Here is a 17,891-nt window from a genome sequence, read left to right as displayed (position 1 = left end):
ATGGTTCTTCCGTTGCTCGCCGCGGCTGTGGGTTCCTCGGCCGTTGCCAACGAGGCAGACGGTGTCGAGGTCAAGCAATCGGAAGATTCAACCTATTGCTCCGAGCGGAAATTGGGGACCTGGTTCTATTGCGAAAAGCCCAAGCCCAAACCGACAGAAGCCAAGGCCGCGGCTTCTTTCCCGAGTGCGAAGGCCCGGTTGGCGGCGATTACCGCGGAGCTGGAAGAACGCAAAGCAGCCGCCATACTCGAACCTACCACCGAGAATGTCAGCGCATATATCGCCTTTCAGCGGCAGCAACTCGACCGGTCTTCGCTGTTTTCCGATGTTTGGCAGCGATCGATCTGGCAAAACCCGGAGCTCGACTACACGCTGCAACGTCCCGTTTCCACCTTGGGCAAGCGCGCGTGGATCGATGGCCGCAAAGCTGACCGCGATATCGTAATGTCCCAGCTTTCGCAGCGTTACGGGGTCTTCTATTTCTATTCGTCATCCTGCTCTGCCTGCGACATCTTCTCTCCCATTTTGAAGGCCGTGAGCGACAAATATGGACTCAACGTCCTCGCAGTGTCGATGGACGGAGGGCCTTCAACCATCTTCACCGATTATATGGTCGATACGGGTCAATATCAGAAGCTTGGCCTTGGCGATAATCGTCAGGTTCCTGCGCTGGTTCTGTTCGACAGCGTGACCAAAGCGCCGATGCCGATTGGCTACGGCATTCTTTCCCAAGATGAAATTGTCGATCGCGTCTTTCAGCTGACGCAGGTCGAACCAGGTGGAGACTACTGATGTCCCAAGATCTTACTCTGCTCTCCGCTACTGACCACCAGGTCAGTCTGTCAGTCACAGCACCGCGACGCATTCGCCGCGGCTTTCGATCCAATCTTCGCCGAGCATTTGGCGCGGTATTGGCGACATCATTGCTGATGACGTCGCCGTCGCCAGCCTTCGCTTCGGTCGACGGCGAAATGCGCAACTTTATGGATGACATGGGTGTCCAAGCCAATGTAACCGGCCCGACCGCTTATCAGGGGCAGTCCGCTGGCTATTATTCGCTTGGTAGCGTCTGGTCACGATTCCCGCAGAAGAACATCCAGCCTTTCAATCTTCAGCTCCCCAATGCGCGCGCCGGATGCGGCGGCATCGATCTGTTTGCCGGGAGTTTCTCGTTCATCAACACGGCCGAGCTGGTGGCCATGCTGAAGGCGACTGCAAACAACGCCGTGGGTTTTGCCTTCAAACTGGCGATCGACACCATATCGCCCGAGATCGGCAAGGTCATGGATGAGCTGGCGCAGAAGGTCCAGCAGATGAACCAGATGAATATCAACAGCTGCGAGCTTGCGCAGGGTTTGGTTGGTGGATTGTGGCCCAAGACTGACACTGCCAGCAGTATCGTGTGTGAGGCAATTGCCAACTCGCAAGGACGTGTTGCGGATTGGGCCCGTGCCCGCCAGGACTGCAACAATGGCGGCAATCGCGCGTCGCACATGGCGTCGAACACCGACAGCAGCATGCGCGAGCAGCCCGGAATGAAGGCCAACTATACGTGGGTGGCGCTGAAGAAGAAATATTCTGGCTTCGATTCCCAGTTCCGCGAGTTTCTTATGACAATGGTTGGCACTGTCATCTATACCCCGCCGGCCACCGATGGCGGTCAACCCAACTATCAGTTCATCGGTGGTGCCGGTGCCGAAATGATCACGGCTATGCTCGATGGCACAAGTGCTGCGCCGCACAAGATTTGGACATGCGACGAAGAGACCGATTGCTTGAATCCAACCCAGCAGAATATGGTGATTTCAGCCTCTGCAGCGATAAAGCCGAGAGTGCGCACATTGTTGCAGTCGATGGCAACGAAGGTCCGTCAGCCAGGTAATCAGTTATCAAATGCCGAGATCCAGCTGCTCGGCTTGGCCAGTATTCCCGTTTACAAGATCATGACGGTTAGCGCTGCGGCCGAATTCGGCATCGACAGTGCGCAGCTCAATGACCTGGCCGAAATCGTCGCCGTCGATCTCGTCACCACCATGGCGCTGCGCTTCACGGACATAGTGATGAACGCTCGTGCTGATTTCCAGGGTGCTGACGCCGATCAGCTATTGGCATGGCGCGGGCAGCTGAACGAGACGCGGAACAACCTCCTCGCTCTGGCGGCAAAATCCTCTGATCGTTTCGACGTTGCGTTCCAGATTATCCAGCGCACTCAGCTCCTCGAAAAGACGCTTCGCACGCAGCTCTCTCCGCAGTTGGCTGCCTCGATGCGCTTTTCAAAATCACTGAGCTCCTCGCACCTCCAATAGGGTTCCATTCGGGCAAAGGACTGTCCCATGTACGAGATTTTCACGATCGGTGGCGGCGAATATGTCGTCAATACCATGAACGCCGTCGCCGCCTGGACCGGCAATGGCGGTTTCCGATCGTTGCTTCGCGTCGTGATGGTCATGGGGCTCATCTACTCGCTATGCGTCATGGCCTTCAATCTCGACTGGCGTTCTACCTTCCGTTGGTTCCTGCAGTCCACGCTCATCTACGCCTGCTTGATGGTTCCGACTGTTACTGTGAGGGTTACCGATCGCGTCAATCCAAGCCTGGCGCCAGCAGTCGTTGGTAACGTCCCTATCGGCTTGGGTGTAATGGCCTCGGTCACCAGTCAAGCTGGCGATTGGCTCGTCCGCCAGGCGGAAACGGTCTTCGTCATGCCGTCAGCTCTTCGCTATTCCAATGGCGGGATCGTCTATGGCGCCAAGATGTGGGAGAAGGTGAACACCTTCGAATTCAAAGATCCGGTGTTCAAATATAATCTGGATACCTACGTCAAGAATTGCGTGTTCATGGACATCGTCATGGGCTTGCGCAGCCTGAAAACGCTTCAGGATTCGACAAACCTCTGGGCTGACATAGGCACCAATGCCGCCGTCAACCGTGGGGTCAAATATATGGTCGACAATGGTGCAACCGCGGACTTCGTCGGAATGACCTGTCAGGGTGCGTACAACGCAATGAATGCATATCTCGTGGGTGCTGAAACGGCGGAGATCGATCAGTTCGCACGGACGGTCTATCCTGATCTTTCGAACATTGCTGCTCGCAACCGGCTCAATGCCGATATTCCCGTAATCGGAAATTTCGCCACCGGGAACAATCAGGCTGCCAACCTCCTTTTCCGCCAGAAATCGGTTATCGACGCTTTTGCGCAAGCGCAAACCAATTTCGGCAATGATGAGGCTGATATCTTTGCCTCCCATCGGGCCGAGGTCCAGGCCAGGAACGTATTTGTCGGCGTCACCGAAAAGGCGATGACGTGGGTTCCGATATTGAACATCGTCTTGACCATCGTTTTCTATGCGATGTTTCCCGTCCTTTTTCCGCTCTTCTTGTTCCCGAATACGGGGCTCTCTGCGCTGAAGGGATACCTCACTGGCTTCTTCTACCTTGCCGCGTGGGGACCGCTATACGTTCTGCTTCACATGTTCGTGATGGATCGCTTTGGCTCGGAAATGAATGCCGTTGCGCAAGGCGGCATGACCCTCAACAATTTCGCCGGCATTCAGGCAGTCAATTCGGACACTGCAACGATCGCCGGCTTTATGATGATGTCCGTCCCCGTGTTGGCCGGCATGTTGGCGCGCGGTGCAATGGCTGCATCAAGCAGCGCTGCCAGCTGGTTGGCGCCAGTTCAAAGCGGCGCCGAAGCTTCGGCTGTCGAACGCACGACTGGCAATTACAGCTTTGGCAACACCAATTATGAAAACCTGACTGCGAATAATCGTCAGCTCGGTCAATGGCTGACTGCGCCCTCTATCACCGATGGCGCGATGAAGCATTCGACCAGGCTTGATGACGGTCGTGTGATGAGCCAGCATGGCGATGGACGCACTGTGTTTGATTCGAGTGGGGCAATGCAGCGGCTTCCATTCTCTGCCACCTATTCGACGGGCAATCTCGCCCAACTTCGTCAAAGCGCAGATTGGCACGATATGGAGGCCAATCGTAGGCAACAAGAGCTCTCCAATGTGCTGTCTCAATCGCGCAGTTCCGCCGAGACATGGGGCGTTTCACAATCGACCACAAAAGGTCGGCGCAATGAAAGTGGTTCTGAATCTCGCACATCGACCGAAACCGGAACATTTGAGCGAGGAGAGTTTACGTCAGCATCTGGAGGACGGTTTACAGAGGGAAGTGGCACCACAAAAAGCGACACCTTCACTCAAACCGATGGCTTTCAGCGCAGCGACGTTGTTGGTGCTAAGGCTTCAGGTAATGGCATTCTTGGGCTGAAGGGTCAGGCTACCGGTGGCACTAAAGGCGAGGCTGGAACACCCTTGCAAGGTATTATAGGCAGTGGAGGTGAAGGTTACGTTGACACCAGCGCAACCGGCTACGGTGAATTAAATGTTCAAGGGAGCCTATATAAGGACGGTAGCCAAACGCGCACCGATGGTTTCTCAAATCAGACTGTCACTGGTACGGATAGGACAACTAGAGGCGAACAATATCTCGATGCAACCACCCGTGATTCTACTGGAACAACAAAAGGCACCTCCGAAAGCAGCGGTACCTTTAGCCGTGACACTGGTTATTCCGACTCCAGCAGGACCAAAAGTCATGGCACCACAGACGAGTCTCGTGAGAGCTATGAACAGTCGCTCCGCAATCAGATTGCCTGGCACCGCGAACAGGCAAGGTCGCTTCGCTCCGAAGCCAGCTTTGCTGAAACCCATGATTGGCGTGTATCAAGCAATCTCGATAATCTGGTCTATGATCGCTATAATCAGCTCCGTAACGAGCGCCCGGAGCTTGCAGCCCTTCCTGACTTAACAGATCCCAATCTCACCTATGAGCAGATGCAGCGGCGCAACGCAGGCATTGAGCTGGCGATCGGTGATGTCATCAAGGATGTTTCTGGCAGGCGGCCAACAGACTTTGATTCCGCGCAACCCTTTGGCCCCGATGCTGGCAGGCCTGTTCCGTTTCCGGCAAATAATCTCGATGCTGCCGACTTACCCGATCTCGGTGGCCCCGCTTTCCCAAAAAAAAAAGGTGAAAGCTCTGTAAACTTGCCCAATGTCGGTGATGGGCCAAGCTCGTTTTCGGGCCCCGCTACGACTCGATTGAAGGCCTCTGGTGAAGGTTATTACGCTTATGATAGGTCAGATCATCGATATGGCAGTGATTCAACCGTCTCGGAGCTCCAAGAGTCAGCAGCGATCTGGACGCGCGCCGGTGGGGCGCCAGTTGGTATTGGAGATCTTGGCAAGAGAGGCGGCGGTGACACATCACGCCACGACGGACATGAGCGCGGGAATGAAGCGGATATACGACCGTTCCGTAGCGATGGCTCGCGCGCGCCTGTTACCTGGCAGGATCCAGCTTATGATCGAGATCAAACCCGCGAATATATTCGTTTCATGAAGGACCGAAATCCTGGTCTAACCGTTCTCTTTAATGACCCTCAGCTCATTAAGGAGGGCCTGACCAAAAAGTGGCGCGGTCACGATAACCACTTGCACCTCAAGTTTAAGGGTTAGCTTTCGTCCGCGCCGACATTTTTGTGTTTTTCACAGGGTCGTTACACGGACCACATGGCCTACGATTCCGTTCCCGGCCTACCCTAGGCAGCTAAGCTGCAAAGGCAACGCCGATCGTAATAAACAGAAGACCTAGCCCGGTTATCAACCCATAAAACGCGAAACGCATCCGACGTTGAACAATGGCGCTCGATTTTTGATCTATTATGTATGATGCTCGCGCCGTCGATCTCGCAATGTCCATTCCAGCGCCCCTAAACGTGTCAATCGTCGGACCGGGACGGCCATGACCTCCGAATGGGAAGTGTTCCCGCGGGCTTGATTCAAGGCTGTGAACGTCGAACATGTGTCTATCATAAGCTAAAGATGGTCAAAAGTCAATTTTTCGGTGAATTGGGCTTCAACGGACCCTATTGCGCCCCAATTCCCACCAACCCCAATCCAAGTAATCCCAATCCGATCGCAATTTTTGCCCAGCTGCTGCGCTTGGCAGTCTTGTCCATCCTCATATTTCCCCAGCTGAAATCAACACCCGATTTCAGCCCGGCCAACCCGTCAGCTGCCTCCAGTGCGCCTCTCACCAGAAAGGTGCTTGCGACCACTGCCGCCAAAACACGTAAGTGCATGATACTCAACGACAAGGAAAGTAGGGCTGCGAGGGCCAATAGGGCTGTCACGTTCTTCCCGACCGAAAAGACCGACATGATCCGGTAAGCTCTGGGTTGTGTCTTGATGACGGGAAACAGCGCCAGCGGGCGCAAGCAATGCCGGCAGTCTTGGAACGGCTTGTTCTCAGGCCAATATTCGATTGGCATATTGCACATGGGGCACGTCGCAAGTGGCCTGATTGGAGCGTTCATTGGCATTGTCCCGGTTTTGGCGTCTCGACCGTTCCCGATAATTTGGGTTTATGCAACATCGCCACCGATCTTTGCCCATTACCTCGGCGGCAGTCAAAGAAGCAGATCGCACTGCCATCCTCTGCCTTCCAAACCGCGATTGCTCCCAGATGTTCTGGTTGCACTAGAGTATATGACTTGCCTGTCATTTCGGCTGCTCTGGTGCCACTGGCGCGGCAGCAGCCATTGCGGATTGTGTCGCCGGGATGAGCGCTCGAAACGCGTCCAGGGTGGCGAGCGCAGTTATTTTCCCGAGGTCGGTCGAGTTGTAAGCGCCACCCAATAGCGCCACCCCGGCGTCGACCAAAATGCCGCCGCCGATGATCGACAAATCCTTTTTCCGTGCCGATCCACTCGCTATGCTCGTCTGTAATCCGGTTTTCACGTCGACCAGCGAAATCAGCATCTGAGCTTCCAAATGCTTCGTTTTGATGCCGATTGCATAGCCTAACCCGCCAACACCCCCTCCTCCGCCTCTGGCGTTCGTGTCGGCATACAAGAGCTCGACATTCGCGATGTAGTCAGCCGGAGTGACAGGCAGCTCGCCCAGGCCCGACAGGGCACGCTCTCTCTTCACGGCCTCAAATGAGTCGCCGCGATCGGCAACGATGAAGCAGCCAGAATTTGCCGCCATCAAGCGAACAAGCGGAACAGGATCGACGCGCGTAGGGCCTTCTTTCCGGTCTTGTGCCTCGGCCAACTCCGCCAGCGCGCGTATTCCTTCAGGGAGTTTATCATAGGGATCAGCCGCCTTCTTCTCGACAAGTGCGATCGTCGCCATGGGTTTGTCGCACTTTGGTAGTGAGGCCGCGTTATCGACGCCAAGCCCGCCTTTCCCCAGTTCTTGTGCCTGGGCCGTCGACGGCGTTGCGAGCATGAATGCCAACATGCTTATGGGTATGAGCTTTTTGGTCATGACAGATCCTTCATATAGCGTTCGGCACCGTTAGTGCGTGCAAGTCTCTTCGATCGCAGCGGCGCTTTCGGCCACGGCCTCCTCACAGCTCCGCAGAGCCTTTTCGAGAGGATGAAAAATGGCTTCGACGGGCCGTCTGAACAGCCGCGCAATTTGCATCGCCAATTCGAGCGATGGGTCGTGTTTGCCCTTCTCGATATTGACGACATGTTGACGCGAACAACCAAGCCTGAAGCTAAGATAATCCTGGCTCCAGCCTTTCGCTGTTCGAAGTTGCTTGATGTCGTTGAGCATAGTCTTGCCTCGAAGACGCCCGGTCACATCAACCGGGCGTCTCCCGACTTCACGCAATACGCGCTTGCTCGACGCATTCGACGCAATCGCCTTGGGCGACCGCCTTATGCTTCGCTTCGGTGCAAAGGCCTTCTTCGCAATCCTCGCAGTCGCATTCATGTGCAGCCGCTTTGCTGCTAGCATTGGCACCCGATTGTACGATGGCGTCCGCTGCCGCCCGCATCGCGACTTTGGTTGCATTTTTGGTTTCATCGCATGGCCAGCCAGCCTCGGCAGCTTTGCTGCTTTCAGCGATCGCCGTTATATGTGCCTTTGCAGCCGCGGCTTTCTCGCTCTCAGCGTCTATCTGAGCGTGCAGCTTGCTGTGTTCGGATGCTTCATCGCAATCATGACACGTACTGGCCATCGCCGGTTGGGATAACGCGGCCGCCAGGACGGCCGATAACATCAACAGTTTCTTCATTGTACACTCCTCAAAAAAAGCCGTCACTGCGGCCGTTGTTGCGATCGTTGTTGGCATTATCGGTTAGCGCCGAACGCCTTACGCTTACCGAAACCCTTTTCCCGCCATCCGATCGGATATCGACATCACGCGGGTCGATTTTGTTGGCTTTCGCCCAGTCATCTGCAGATTTCTGGTCAGGAAACCCGCCGACATCTTCGAAATTCCAGCCCATTTGCTTACTCCTTTCCATTCATGCTCAAATGTTCGTCCGTTCCGGGAGGCCGTCCCTTCACCTTCGATTCTCGCTTGTCCTCGACGTCTTCGTCCTCAGTACGATTCCCGATCGTGCCCAGGACGATCAGCAGTACTACGGCCAACAGAAACGCTTGCACCGTCGACCAGCTCAGAACCTCACAAATGAAATTGAGACCGTCCCTCATGCTAAATCCAATCCAAGTTTTCGTTCGGGAACAGGAAGTGTGTTGGTCCGATCAGGCGCCTTCGGTACCGCTTCGATTTTGGCTTTGAGCTCGTCGCTCATGCCGCCATGCATCGGGATTCCCACTGGCGCTTTCGGTTGAGAGTCGACCGAAAGCTTGCCGATCGTTTCGAGCGCGGATGTCTTGTTGCCGGGATTGCGATCGAGCTGCGCCTTCAGGTTGCTCACATTGTCGGTGACAACATGCAGGTCATGCGTCGCGCGCGTCGCCAGCACATTCTCGCTACGCTGGGTCGCAAGGTTGCGCTGATATGCGGAAATCGCCTGGATCGCCTCTTTCTGCGTGATCCCCTGTGCCATATGGGCGTTGAGCGCATAGCCAAGATCTAACCGCTTCAGCATGGGATCGTCGTTCAACAGCGTCATCGAGCGCTTGTCTTCGAGCTCTACGGTGATGCCTTTGTCGGAAATCGCCAAAACCCGGGCGAAGGTGCTTTTGGCAATATCAAGCTGCTTGTCTCTCTCGGTCCAACGGATCTTCTCGCCTTCATGGAGCTTGATCTCGCGCTGCTCATTGAGTGTCAGGCGATCAAATTTGTGTTTCGGGTCAATCCTCGCTGGATCAATTGTTCGACTTTGGCCATCGCGTTCGAGTATCACTCTGCCTTTCTCGTCGATGCCCTTCACTTGATATTCGCCTTTGGGCAGCCGCAGCTCCCGCACGCCCATGCGCGCTTCAAGGATTTGACCCTCACGGTAGCTCGACACATAGCGCAGCTCCTCACGGGTCATGTTGGAGCTCTGAAGGATCGTGACCTCTCGGCCCTCTCCTTTGAGGCTCCCTTCGGCTTTGAGGCCATACTGGACAAGCTTGTTGACCTCTGCGCGATCGTCCCTGCCTGCAGTGAATATCGCTGTATCCTCGCGGCTCTTTGAGTCCCTGCCAAGCCAGAGATCGGCAACCTTCTGCAGATAATCTATCCCGCCCTCGGTGACGCGGTTGTGGGCATCGAGCAGCTCGATCGCCGTTGAGGCAAAACCTTCATTGGTAAGCCCTGCGACGGCCGTCAGCAGCGGGGAGCCCCTTTGGCGCAGGTTTTCATCCATGCGCGCCATCGGCGCACCATGCGCCTGTGCCAGAGCAAAGCTCTTGCCTTGCTCGATCGCGGACAGCTGCTGCCGGTCGCCGATGAAATGTAAGCCGTCAAGATCGAGCGCATGGGTAATCTCAATCAGTTGGAGCATGTCTTTGGAGGACACCATCGAGCTTTCGTCGACCAGAAGTATCTTGTTCTGAAGCGCTGCTTTGGTTTCTTCGAATTTTGGGCCTTGCCCCAGCATTGCATTGCGGTGGTGGGCATTGACAAAGGATGCTATCGTTTGGGCTTCGATCCCATTCGCTTTCATTCCCTCAACACCGAGCTGCGCTGCAGCGCCGCCACGGAGATCGGAAACCATTTTATTCTGGAAGGCGAGCCCCAATACTTCCTTGCCCTCGCTTTCTGCAACCCGGGCAACCGCGTTGATCATCGTTGATTTGCCCGCCCCAGCAACCCCCTGCACCGTCGTTACCTGGTCGCCCGACGACAGGATCATTACCGCCGCCGCAGCCTGGCCTTCGTTGAGAGGCCGTTCCTTTGTGACCTCGGCAAGTCGGGCGAGCACGTCCGCTGCCGGCACAATCACATTTCCCTTGCCCAAACCGCGATCGATTCCGTCGAGGATCGCTTGCTCCGTCTTCAGCGCTGCAGGCGTGGTCACATAATCAAAATGCTGGTCTGCGCGCTCAGATTTGCCAGCAATAAGATGCCCTTCGCGCAGCAGCTCGGTGATCCGCTTCTCGACACCCTCGACGACCACCCCTTTTATCTGGAAACCGAGGGCTGAACGAATGATGTCACCTTTTTCGAACGCGGCTTCGCGCTCCGACAGGTGACGGATGGCTGAAGCGACGGCATGTTGTGCCTTCACCTCATCACTGTTCATGAACAGCGCTGCCGCTCTCGAAGGAACCATTGGGTCAGGCGATCGAAACAGGTCGCCGACGCTTTCTCGAACATGGTTGATTATCTTGGTGAAGCTTTCCTTTATGCTACCCTGGCTTTGTTTCGATCGCTGTAGCGCTTCTTGGTGCAAAGCCTTCCCGTCAAACCCCAAGGCACTCGCTCGGTCTTTCCATTCCTGCACAAGCGCGCCGCGGTCACTTACATTTTTCTTGTCATCCCGCGTGGAAAGCGTCGCCTGCTTCTTGCCATAGTCGCTTTGGATGCCCAGTTCTTTGATCTTTGCATTGATCTCTTCGGTGCGTTTGGAAAATTCATCGCGAATCTCTTTGGGTACGCCCTTGATCTCGAAACTGCCATGCTTCCCTGCGGCTTCGGTTTCATAGCCGAGCTTTTGGACCTCGCTGCGAAACGCCGCATGATAGGCCTGACCCATCACCGTATTGTTTCGCCAGATTTCGCCGTTCCACAGCGCCTTCCAGGTGCCGTTCAGATCCTTGGTCATATTTGCAATGACCGCATGTATATGCCCCTGTGGATCCAATGCCCGAGATGTATCGTGTGCGAATAATGCGACGACCAGATTACCCGTTTTTTGTGCCTCCCGGTGTAGTACGGAGTCAGGATTTCCTTTTCGCTCGCTAATTCTGGCTTCGGCGTAATTTCGCTCGATGAAGTCGATCGTCTTTTTGACGGCCGCCATGTGAGCGCCAAGGATGCGTTCATCTCCGGCGACATAAGCCATGATCGATGCCGACTTTGGCATGGAGAATGTCAAATCGATTCCGAGCTTTCTGCCTTCTTTCTGACCCACAAGCTCGCCATCAGGCAGCTTGCCGTTCAATATGTCCTCAAAAGCCTCGCGCTCGACGATACCGCTAAGCCCAAGATCGCTTGCACCTTTGCCATGCCAGACCCCTGCCTCTTCATTTTCAGAAACGGTGTAATAATTGTCCTTGGCAAAATAATTTGCAGCGCCGCCTGACGATCGAACGGATGATACCGACAGCATCAGCGATACTGCCTTGTGACAATATCCAGAATCCCGCCAATGACTCTTAATTGTTCAAATACCGACAGGCTGATCTGACCTTTGTCAACATACCGGTCGAGAAGGATGATGACGGTCATCACATTCCCATTCCATCGTCGTCGAGTGAAATTTCACTGTCGCCGCGATTGAGGGAGTTGCTGCCGCGCTGTCGCTCTTCAGACGCATGATCCTCGAATGGCATTCCGAGCTCGCGCCTGGTCTGGTCCGATTCCGACCGCCTCGCCTCAGACCGTTCCGCACCCTCTTTCGTGTCAGCTCTCTCCTCGGCGCGCCTCTGCTCAGCTTCCGAAGCCTTCATCTGGGTTTGAGGCGTTTGCGGAAACATGGCCTGAACGATCTTCGGCGCTGGTTCATTGGTCCCGGCAGCCGCGTCGCCTTCGCGGTCCTCCTCTTTGAACATCGCCTCGGCTTCTTCCTTGGCAACGTTGATTGGCGTTTCCTTGATCTCTGGCTCAGGGGTAGCGTTACCCTCGCGGCCGCCAGCCTCCTCCTCGTCCTCGCCCGTCGGTCGTGTGGCGGCTTCCCGCAATAGAGTGAGTGGCTGGACGTTTTGCCGTGTCTGATAGGGAGCCGCGACCTGTGGATAGGAGCGATATTTCAGCTTCACACGTGCGGCATCAAAGCCTTCGGTATAAACCAGAAAGCCTCGCAGCGACGGCAGTTTCATAAGGTCATCGGGAAGCACCAACGGCTCGATCTGCTCGCGCGGGGTGATGGTTGCCGCATCGCGCATTTGCGAATAGCCGTAGCTATAGGCTTCATCATTTTTGCGCACTTCGCGGTGACCGATAAAGTCCGAGCAATATTCCGCCGTCTCGCGATCCGCCGTGCCAAGGATCAGCTTGGTTCGGGCAAGCGATGTCAGATGCACCGCTCCCTGCTCCCCATAGGTCTCTTTCAATTTGGCAATCGAGTGAATGCCTAGACAGAAGGCCCCGCCGTAGCCCCGCGCTGTCTGCAGGCCATCCTCGATCGCCGGCAACCGGTGAAGCGCGTGCACTTCGTCAAAGAAGAACCATGTCCGCAGGTCCCGGGTGCGCGGCAACCGCATCAAATGCTGGACGGCGATATTCATCCAAAGGGTAAGGAGCGCTTTGTTCAGGGTCAGCTCATTGTGCGAGCTGCTGATGAAGAGGATGCTTCCGCGCTTATCCGTTTTGCCAACCCACTCCTTGATCGAGAAGTGCGGACCGGTTTCGGGCAGGAAGCGCAGCGCCTGCGCGTTGGTGTTAAAAACTGCACGAATAGACTCTGCCATCCGCGCAGCCTCAGGCGCGGTCAAAGGATCCGCGATCGTGCCTTCAAGCATATTGTGAACCTGCTTCAGGTCAGCCATCATTAGGCGGCTCGCGAGCGCCTGGTTGGTCGCCTTGCGCTTCCCGCCAGACTGCTTCTCGTCTTCCAGCAACTTGATGCATGTTTCGACAAAGAGTGTGCGCGCGGCCATCGTCCAGAATGGTTCGGACGCGCCCCCATCGATCGGAATCAGAGCGGCTGAAGCACTGGTCAGGTCCACATGGTCCCTGCAGTCGTTGAACACTGACCAGTTCGGGCAGCGCTCATCCATCGGGTTCAAAATGACGTCCGTCTCAGGATTGTAAAAGCTCGCGACAAAATCGCCGGTGAGATCAAATACGACGCCATTGTCTTGGCGCTTGCGCATCTGCACGATCATGTCTTTCATGACGGTCGACTTACCGGTGCCGGTGGTGCCAATGAGCATCACATGACCCTGTTCGGTGCGCCAGGGAAAGTTGATCCCCGCGATGTTGTAGGGATGGTGGATACCGCTCTCCTTGCGCTTGGCGAAGGGCAACCGGGCAATTTCTTCGGCGCTGTGCTTGGGAAAGAGCTGTCGCACTTCCTTGCGATATTCAGCCCGGTTATGAGCGTCGATTATCGGCGCCAGCTCTTCCGCATCAACGAGCATGGCACCTCGTTGGTGCCGCTCTTCCAGGATGTTCTCGCCGCGCTTGCTTGATGCATCTACATACCAGACCGCGAACGGGCCACCGACCAGCAAGGCAACGAGTCCTGACCCCCAGAAGCACTTCGTGGCGGTTGCCCAGGCAGCTGCAATTTGCGGGTGCGAAGCGATCATATCCATGTGCGCGGTAACGACGCTGCCATCGCGCAAGGTGAGGTTGGTAACCTTGTCTGGATTGAGCTTCATTATCTCCCACATCCAGGCATAGCTGCGCATTAAAATCATCTGCACTTCATGCTCGCGCAGCGTGATCGCCAGGGCCACCGAATAGAGGATCGCGAAGATGCCGAGGATCATCAAAATGGGAATCTTGGAAGAGCCCCACCACATCATGAATTCATGCACGATCAGCTGCGATCCGCGGGTGTAGTTTCCGCTGTTTCGGGGGAGCGTTCCGCGCGCCGAATGATGCTTCAACTTGCCCTTGCGGCGACCATCCGAATAGGTGTTAGGCTGTTGCATCTACAGCCTCCGCCCGACGTCCCGCTTCAATCAATAACTTGTCTCTGTCGGCGGGATATTCGGTTGAAACAATCAGGTCGATCGCCAGCGCGGTATATTCGCTGGACATGACTTTTCTGAGCTGCTCCTCGCTACGCCCACGCATCGTCTTGAGGTAGAATGCGACCGCTTCACGAACGATCATGCTCTTTGGAGCGCCCTTGTTTCGGGCAAGGTCATTGAGATCTGTCGCGAGTTCGAGATCAAACCGAACAGTTATAGACGTAGTTGGCATTCAAACACACCTTCGATAAAGGTGTGCACGCCGGTGGTTACTTCGCCGGTCTCTTTTAGCCGTAACATTAGGTGGCCGCAAGCGATATGTAAGACACCATGTTTCGTGATGGCGATGTAAGACAACGTCTTACGAAAAATCCGCTGTTTTCCGCCGCTTCCAAAAGCGTAAGACATTGTCTTACAACATGCCATCAACTAACGCCTTGTATTTATGTATTATTCTCACCACAACGTGGTGTAAGGTCTGCTTACTTCGATTTTTGATATGTTGACCCTGCCTCCCGATAGTTGCGTTTGTAACCAGTCCATCGGTAACAGCTTTTCAGCTGGTCAACCGGGCCAGGTGGCCTTGAAAATTGCTCCCGCTATTGTCTCGGTCGGATCATGGCGCTATCACTTCCCGCAATGCAACACCATTGCCGGAGATACTAAATGGCCAAGAAACTGTCCTTCGATGAAGAGATGAAAGCAATCGAAGCCGAGGAGCAAAAGCTTGCTGAAAGGCGCTCGCGTTTGCGTGAACTGGAACACTCTGAACGAACCGATCTGTTGACCAAATCGCTACTGGCGAAGACACCGCTTGCTGAGTTGAAAAGCTTTCTCGATCTGGTCAAAAAGATGGGCTTCGCAGAGGCTCACAAGCGCCTCAAAAATGCCAATTGACCCAATACTGTTTTGACAGAATGGTGCCTTCGATCATGCCCGATTCCGGCTTGCGTTCACCCCCCGACTGGCGTCTCGATCCGGTCTTTGCTGACATCCAGAATTCTCCTTCTGCAAGCGACTGGCTCAAAGCCTTGACCCTCTCTGGATGCACTCGCGATCCGGTCGATGTCATCCATGATTTGCGCTTCGCCCTAACCTCATTTGAAGCTGCTTTCGACCGTGCCTATTCCCATATCACCAACCATGATTAAACCGGCATAACATGCCAGCGGCGCGCGGGGGTCGATCCCCCGTGCGCCGCTTCGCCGCTAAGCCACCGACGCAAAAAAGGGGCATTGCGCCCCTTTCTCAATATGGCAATTCGCTCTCGTTAAAATGCTCAAGCCAGCCCATTTCGATCTGGACAGGCAGCGCATCATCGAGCCAGTTTGCTTGGCCCAAATCTTCCAGACAAAGCTTTCCTGACACGGTAAAGACGATCTGGTCAATTCGCCATTGGGGCAGTGTTCCGTTGCCATCATCATGGACAATGAACTCGCCATTTTCTTCAATGATGTGTTGATCGAAATCGGTATGAAGCGATCTTTGTTCAGCTCGTGCAAGTGCGATTTCAAATTTCGTTTGCTCTGACATGACAGGCTCCTTTCAGCCTCTGATTGAAGAGGCCCCTCGAACGAGAGTTGGCAGCGTGTCAGTCAGGGACGGCGCAAAGCGCCGCCGCGCAAGCGGGGCGTGGGGGTGCCGATTTTTTCTGGAGCGTAACGCAGTGAAGCGGAGGAAAAAATTGGGGGCACCGCGCATCCTTGACGGGCGCGCTGCCAGCTCTCAGGCTCGGACAAACTGCAAGAAGGTTTCCCCTCTCCGCTTGCCTCGGCGTCGATAAATCGGGCGCGGTAGCGCCCTATCCCTTTGCGTAGTTCGCACCATAACGCGCTGTAATATAGGGGGGCGGTGGATCGCCGTAACCGTGGTTCTCCATCTGCCGTGCGAAGCGTTCCGGCCATCTATTCAGGCGGCGCAGCTTGGCTTCAAGCTTGTTCGCTTGGGTGCTCGCCTCGATCTGTCTTTTAATCAATTCTGGTTCAATCCGATTTACGCGCGCCTCGATCTGGATGCGTATCTCTTTTGCTATATTCAGGGCGCGCTCCCGCTCGTTGCGGGCAACCTCTGCCAGCCTGCTATCGTCGATCTCGATGGGTGCAAATCCGGACCCTGGGCAAGCCGTGCCGTGTCGGTAGTGCATGGCGACTTCGGCTGATTTTTTCAGCCGAAGTCGCCGCCCGCAAATTTGGCATTTACCCGTCTGCATGGGACAGCGAGGCGGTATAGCGCCAGCCATAATTGGTCCGTGTGGTAGCAAGCGCGCTGACTTTTGCAGTTGCGCCCCATAGCTCATGATAGCGCTCAAATGTAATGCGGCGGCCATCGGCATGATAGCGCATTTCGCCGGTTGCGATGTTCGTTGATCGGCTAAGCTGCATCTTCTGCCACCGCTTCACTGACGCAAGTGCTGACTCCAAAATGGATTGCACCAATGCCCCAGATTTCTGCTTCGCATCCTCCGGCCTTAGTTCGTAGCCGCATGGATTGGGCATTGCTTCCGGCAATTGCAAAATTGCTTTCGATAGCATGTGCAAGCCATTGCTCGGCTTCGATCTGTTGCATATCCTTAACCAGAACATCACTGTCACCAGCGGTGCGGATTGTCGTGCGATAGGCGGCGGCGGGCTTCCCCGTTGCCGCATCGATCAGGAAAAATTCCGGCCTCATCTTTTTGCTTCCTCTCTCGTTCAGATTGTCGCGCTGGGCCAGATTTCGGCCGATATCCCGATTGAGATAAAAGCGATGACAAGCGCCACAGCAAACCAGCATAGGACGGGCCAGACCGGCTGCAACGCTGTGCGAAGGCGGCTCAAGCTGCCGCCTCCATCGCCTGCTTGCGGATTATCCAGACCGGCAAGCCCGCATCGCGGGCGCGCTGGGCGAGATTGATCTGGACGCCAGACCCTTCGCAGATAATCAACTCGACCGGACGCAAGGCAACAAGTCGCCGGTTGCGTTCAAAGGCTGCGCGGTTTCCAAGATTGCGGTCAAGCCTGAACGCGATGACCTTAATGTCATTGGCTGCGGCCCATGCGGCGGCGATAGCGTCAACGCCTTTGGCTTGTGCGGTTGTTGCCAACAGCATGTTAGGGATGCGCTTCTTGCAAGCGTCCAGCCTAGCGATGATCGGGGCTGAATCTTCCCATTGCGCGCCACCTGATATGGCAACTAATGGGCCTTCGGGTGCAAGCTGGTCGCGCTTCTGCTGCGCTCGTGCTGCTAGAAAGGCTTTGGCGTCGATCTGGCTGGCGGTGAGGCCGGATGCAACACGGCTCCCCTTGGTCGTGGTCCACGGTCTGCCGGTTTCGGTCCTGAACTTGGCGGCTGCATGGTCGCGCATTGCTTCGATCGCGCCGCGCGCCTCGTGCAAGCTTTGGCAAATGCGCTGCGTTTCCTCCAATTCGTTTTGGTAGATTTCGGAAGGGTCAAAATTGCGCGCCAATTCGCCAAGTTTCTTTGCTGCGTCGTCCTCTTCGCGCTCGATCTGGCTTGCCACCATGTGCAAGCTGTTGACGATGCCCCATGCAATGCGCTCGGCGTAACGCTCAAGCCGTGTGTCGGCGAGCAATTCAAACGGCGCTCCTGCCATGCTGCCAGCGAAAAACTCGGCAAAGCCATCATCGGGAAGCGGGGCTTGCGTTGGCTCATCAAAGGGGGAAAGCTGCGCCATCGGGATTTCTTCGCCAAAGGCTGCGGCAAATTCGGGGGAAGCGGTGATTTCGGCATAATGCTCTTGAAAATCCGCCATGCTCATAAATCCGGGCATAATGCCTCCTTGCAACGCGAACGGCGTTGGCTCATTAAGCGATTGGT

18 protein-coding genes are annotated in these 17,891 nt (G+C 55.5%); 5 read left to right on the top strand and 13 right to left on the bottom strand.

What is annotated here, in order from left to right:
- From traF to Q0239_RS07330, 3 genes are read left to right on the top strand one after another with little or no spacing between them, the layout of a single operon-like run.
- Positions 1 to 792, top strand: a complete 792-nt coding sequence (gene traF, locus Q0239_RS07340) for a conjugal transfer protein TraF (RefSeq protein ID WP_298600599.1) — start codon at positions 1 to 3, stop codon at positions 790 to 792.
- The gene (locus Q0239_RS07335) at positions 792 to 2,306 is read left to right on the top strand and encodes a conjugal transfer protein TraH (RefSeq protein WP_298600569.1); all 1,515 of its coding nucleotides are present in this window, start codon (positions 792 to 794) and stop codon (positions 2,304 to 2,306) included. Before traF ends, Q0239_RS07335 begins: the two co-directional genes overlap by 1 nt.
- A gap of 27 nt (positions 2,307 to 2,333) precedes the next feature.
- Complete coding sequence (locus Q0239_RS07330) at positions 2,334 to 5,534, top strand: conjugal transfer protein TraG N-terminal domain-containing protein (protein WP_298600566.1); 3,201 nt, start codon at positions 2,334 to 2,336, stop codon at positions 5,532 to 5,534.
- A 410-nt stretch (positions 5,535 to 5,944) separates the two neighbouring features.
- Here Q0239_RS07330 and Q0239_RS07325 read toward each other — a convergent pair whose 3' ends face one another.
- The 8 genes from Q0239_RS07325 to Q0239_RS07290 all read right to left on the bottom strand — a co-directional run bounded on the left by Q0239_RS07325 (position 5,945) and on the right by Q0239_RS07290 (position 14,307).
- The gene (locus tag Q0239_RS07325; RefSeq protein WP_298600563.1) at positions 5,945 to 6,349 is read right to left on the bottom strand and encodes a hypothetical protein; all 405 of its coding nucleotides are present in this window, start codon (positions 6,347 to 6,349) and stop codon (positions 5,945 to 5,947) included.
- Positions 6,350 to 6,578: 229 nt separating this feature from the next.
- The gene (locus Q0239_RS07320; protein ID WP_298600559.1) at positions 6,579 to 7,349 is read right to left on the bottom strand and encodes a CsgG/HfaB family protein; all 771 of its coding nucleotides are present in this window, start codon (positions 7,347 to 7,349) and stop codon (positions 6,579 to 6,581) included.
- Between the two features lie 30 nt (positions 7,350 to 7,379).
- Positions 7,380 to 7,670: a helix-turn-helix transcriptional regulator gene (locus Q0239_RS07315; RefSeq protein ID WP_367276073.1), complete on the bottom strand. Its 291-nt coding sequence runs from the start codon at positions 7,668 to 7,670 to the stop codon at positions 7,380 to 7,382.
- A gap of 22 nt (positions 7,671 to 7,692) precedes the next feature.
- On the bottom strand, positions 7,693 to 8,106 hold the full coding sequence (locus Q0239_RS07310; RefSeq protein ID WP_298600557.1) for a hypothetical protein: 414 nt from the start codon (positions 8,104 to 8,106) through the stop codon (positions 7,693 to 7,695).
- 10 nt (positions 8,107 to 8,116) lie between these two features.
- A complete protein-coding gene (locus tag Q0239_RS07305; RefSeq protein ID WP_298600555.1) occupies positions 8,117 to 8,320 on the bottom strand; it encodes a hypothetical protein in 204 nt (67 codons plus the stop codon).
- Between the two features lie 204 nt (positions 8,321 to 8,524).
- Positions 8,525 to 11,542, bottom strand: coding sequence for a MobF family relaxase (gene mobF / locus Q0239_RS07300; RefSeq protein ID WP_298600552.1), 3,018 nt, complete (start codon positions 11,540 to 11,542; stop codon positions 8,525 to 8,527).
- A 118-nt stretch (positions 11,543 to 11,660) separates the two neighbouring features.
- On the bottom strand, positions 11,661 to 14,033 hold the full coding sequence (locus tag Q0239_RS07295; protein ID WP_298600549.1) for a type IV secretion system DNA-binding domain-containing protein: 2,373 nt from the start codon (positions 14,031 to 14,033) through the stop codon (positions 11,661 to 11,663).
- The gene (locus Q0239_RS07290; protein WP_298600546.1) at positions 14,020 to 14,307 is read right to left on the bottom strand and encodes a ribbon-helix-helix domain-containing protein; all 288 of its coding nucleotides are present in this window, start codon (positions 14,305 to 14,307) and stop codon (positions 14,020 to 14,022) included. Before Q0239_RS07290 ends, Q0239_RS07295 begins: the two co-directional genes overlap by 14 nt.
- A 434-nt stretch (positions 14,308 to 14,741) precedes the next feature.
- Between Q0239_RS07290 and Q0239_RS07285 the strand changes: the two genes are divergently transcribed.
- Together Q0239_RS07285 and Q0239_RS07280 are read left to right on the top strand one after the other, a co-directional pair.
- Positions 14,742 to 14,972, top strand: a complete 231-nt coding sequence (locus Q0239_RS07285) for a hypothetical protein (RefSeq protein ID WP_298600543.1) — start codon at positions 14,742 to 14,744, stop codon at positions 14,970 to 14,972.
- 20 nt (positions 14,973 to 14,992) lie between these two features.
- Entirely contained in the window at positions 14,993 to 15,226 is a 234-nt protein-coding gene (locus Q0239_RS07280) for a hypothetical protein (RefSeq protein WP_298600540.1), read from the top strand.
- Between the two features lie 97 nt (positions 15,227 to 15,323).
- On the opposite strand, the gene Q0239_RS07275 is transcribed toward Q0239_RS07280, so the two are convergent.
- The 5 genes from Q0239_RS07275 to Q0239_RS07255 form a co-directional block, all read right to left on the bottom strand.
- Entirely contained in the window at positions 15,324 to 15,608 is a 285-nt protein-coding gene (locus tag Q0239_RS07275) for a hypothetical protein (protein ID WP_298600537.1), read from the bottom strand.
- 268 nt (positions 15,609 to 15,876) lie between these two features.
- On the bottom strand, positions 15,877 to 16,218 hold the full coding sequence (locus tag Q0239_RS07270; RefSeq protein ID WP_298600534.1) for a hypothetical protein: 342 nt from the start codon (positions 16,216 to 16,218) through the stop codon (positions 15,877 to 15,879).
- Positions 16,219 to 16,270: 52 nt separating this feature from the next.
- Entirely contained in the window at positions 16,271 to 16,456 is a 186-nt protein-coding gene (locus tag Q0239_RS07265) for a hypothetical protein (protein ID WP_298600531.1), read from the bottom strand.
- The gene (locus tag Q0239_RS07260; protein ID WP_298600528.1) at positions 16,446 to 16,745 is read right to left on the bottom strand and encodes a hypothetical protein; all 300 of its coding nucleotides are present in this window, start codon (positions 16,743 to 16,745) and stop codon (positions 16,446 to 16,448) included. Before Q0239_RS07260 ends, Q0239_RS07265 begins: the two co-directional genes overlap by 11 nt.
- A 142-nt stretch (positions 16,746 to 16,887) precedes the next feature.
- Complete coding sequence (locus Q0239_RS07255; RefSeq protein WP_298600524.1) at positions 16,888 to 17,844, bottom strand: SLOG family protein; 957 nt, start codon at positions 17,842 to 17,844, stop codon at positions 16,888 to 16,890.
- Positions 17,845 to 17,891: the final 47 nt, after the last annotated feature.

This window comes from uncultured Sphingorhabdus sp. (assembly GCF_937872355.1).
Taxonomy (GTDB): Bacteria; Pseudomonadota; Alphaproteobacteria; order Sphingomonadales; family Sphingomonadaceae; genus Sphingorhabdus_B.
Note: the sequence above shows the minus strand (reverse complement) of the source record. Positions and strands in the feature narration are given on the sequence as shown.

Bases quoted from the DNA above. Each gene is read 5' to 3' on its own strand.
- Q0239_RS07275 (WP_298600537.1), bottom strand. From the start codon at position 15,608: ATGTCAGAGCAAACGAAATTTGAAATCGCACTTGCACGAGCTGAACAA.
- mobF (WP_298600552.1), bottom strand. From the start codon at position 11,542: ATGCTGTCGGTATCATCCGTTCGATCGTCAGGCGGCGCTGCAAATTAT.
- Q0239_RS07290 (WP_298600546.1), bottom strand. From the start codon at position 14,307: ATGCCAACTACGTCTATAACTGTTCGGTTTGATCTCGAACTCGCGACA.
- Q0239_RS07270 (WP_298600534.1), bottom strand. From the start codon at position 16,218: ATGCACTACCGACACGGCACGGCTTGCCCAGGGTCCGGATTTGCACCC.
- Q0239_RS07255 (WP_298600524.1), bottom strand. From the start codon at position 17,844: ATGCCCGGATTTATGAGCATGGCGGATTTTCAAGAGCATTATGCCGAA.
- Q0239_RS07330 (WP_298600566.1), top strand. From the start codon at position 2,334: ATGTACGAGATTTTCACGATCGGTGGCGGCGAATATGTCGTCAATACC.
- traF (WP_298600599.1), top strand. From the start codon at position 1: ATGGTTCTTCCGTTGCTCGCCGCGGCTGTGGGTTCCTCGGCCGTTGCC.
- Q0239_RS07310 (WP_298600557.1), bottom strand. From the start codon at position 8,106: ATGAAGAAACTGTTGATGTTATCGGCCGTCCTGGCGGCCGCGTTATCC.
- Q0239_RS07295 (WP_298600549.1), bottom strand. From the start codon at position 14,033: ATGCAACAGCCTAACACCTATTCGGATGGTCGCCGCAAGGGCAAGTTG.
- Q0239_RS07265 (WP_298600531.1), bottom strand. From the start codon at position 16,456: ATGCAGCTTAGCCGATCAACGAACATCGCAACCGGCGAAATGCGCTAT.
- Q0239_RS07320 (WP_298600559.1), bottom strand. From the start codon at position 7,349: ATGACCAAAAAGCTCATACCCATAAGCATGTTGGCATTCATGCTCGCA.
- Q0239_RS07325 (WP_298600563.1), bottom strand. From the start codon at position 6,349: ATGCCAATCGAATATTGGCCTGAGAACAAGCCGTTCCAAGACTGCCGG.
- Q0239_RS07280 (WP_298600540.1), top strand. From the start codon at position 14,993: ATGGTGCCTTCGATCATGCCCGATTCCGGCTTGCGTTCACCCCCCGAC.
- Q0239_RS07260 (WP_298600528.1), bottom strand. From the start codon at position 16,745: ATGAGGCCGGAATTTTTCCTGATCGATGCGGCAACGGGGAAGCCCGCC.
- Q0239_RS07305 (WP_298600555.1), bottom strand. From the start codon at position 8,320: ATGGGCTGGAATTTCGAAGATGTCGGCGGGTTTCCTGACCAGAAATCT.
- Q0239_RS07335 (WP_298600569.1), top strand. From the start codon at position 792: ATGTCCCAAGATCTTACTCTGCTCTCCGCTACTGACCACCAGGTCAGT.
- Q0239_RS07285 (WP_298600543.1), top strand. From the start codon at position 14,742: ATGGCCAAGAAACTGTCCTTCGATGAAGAGATGAAAGCAATCGAAGCC.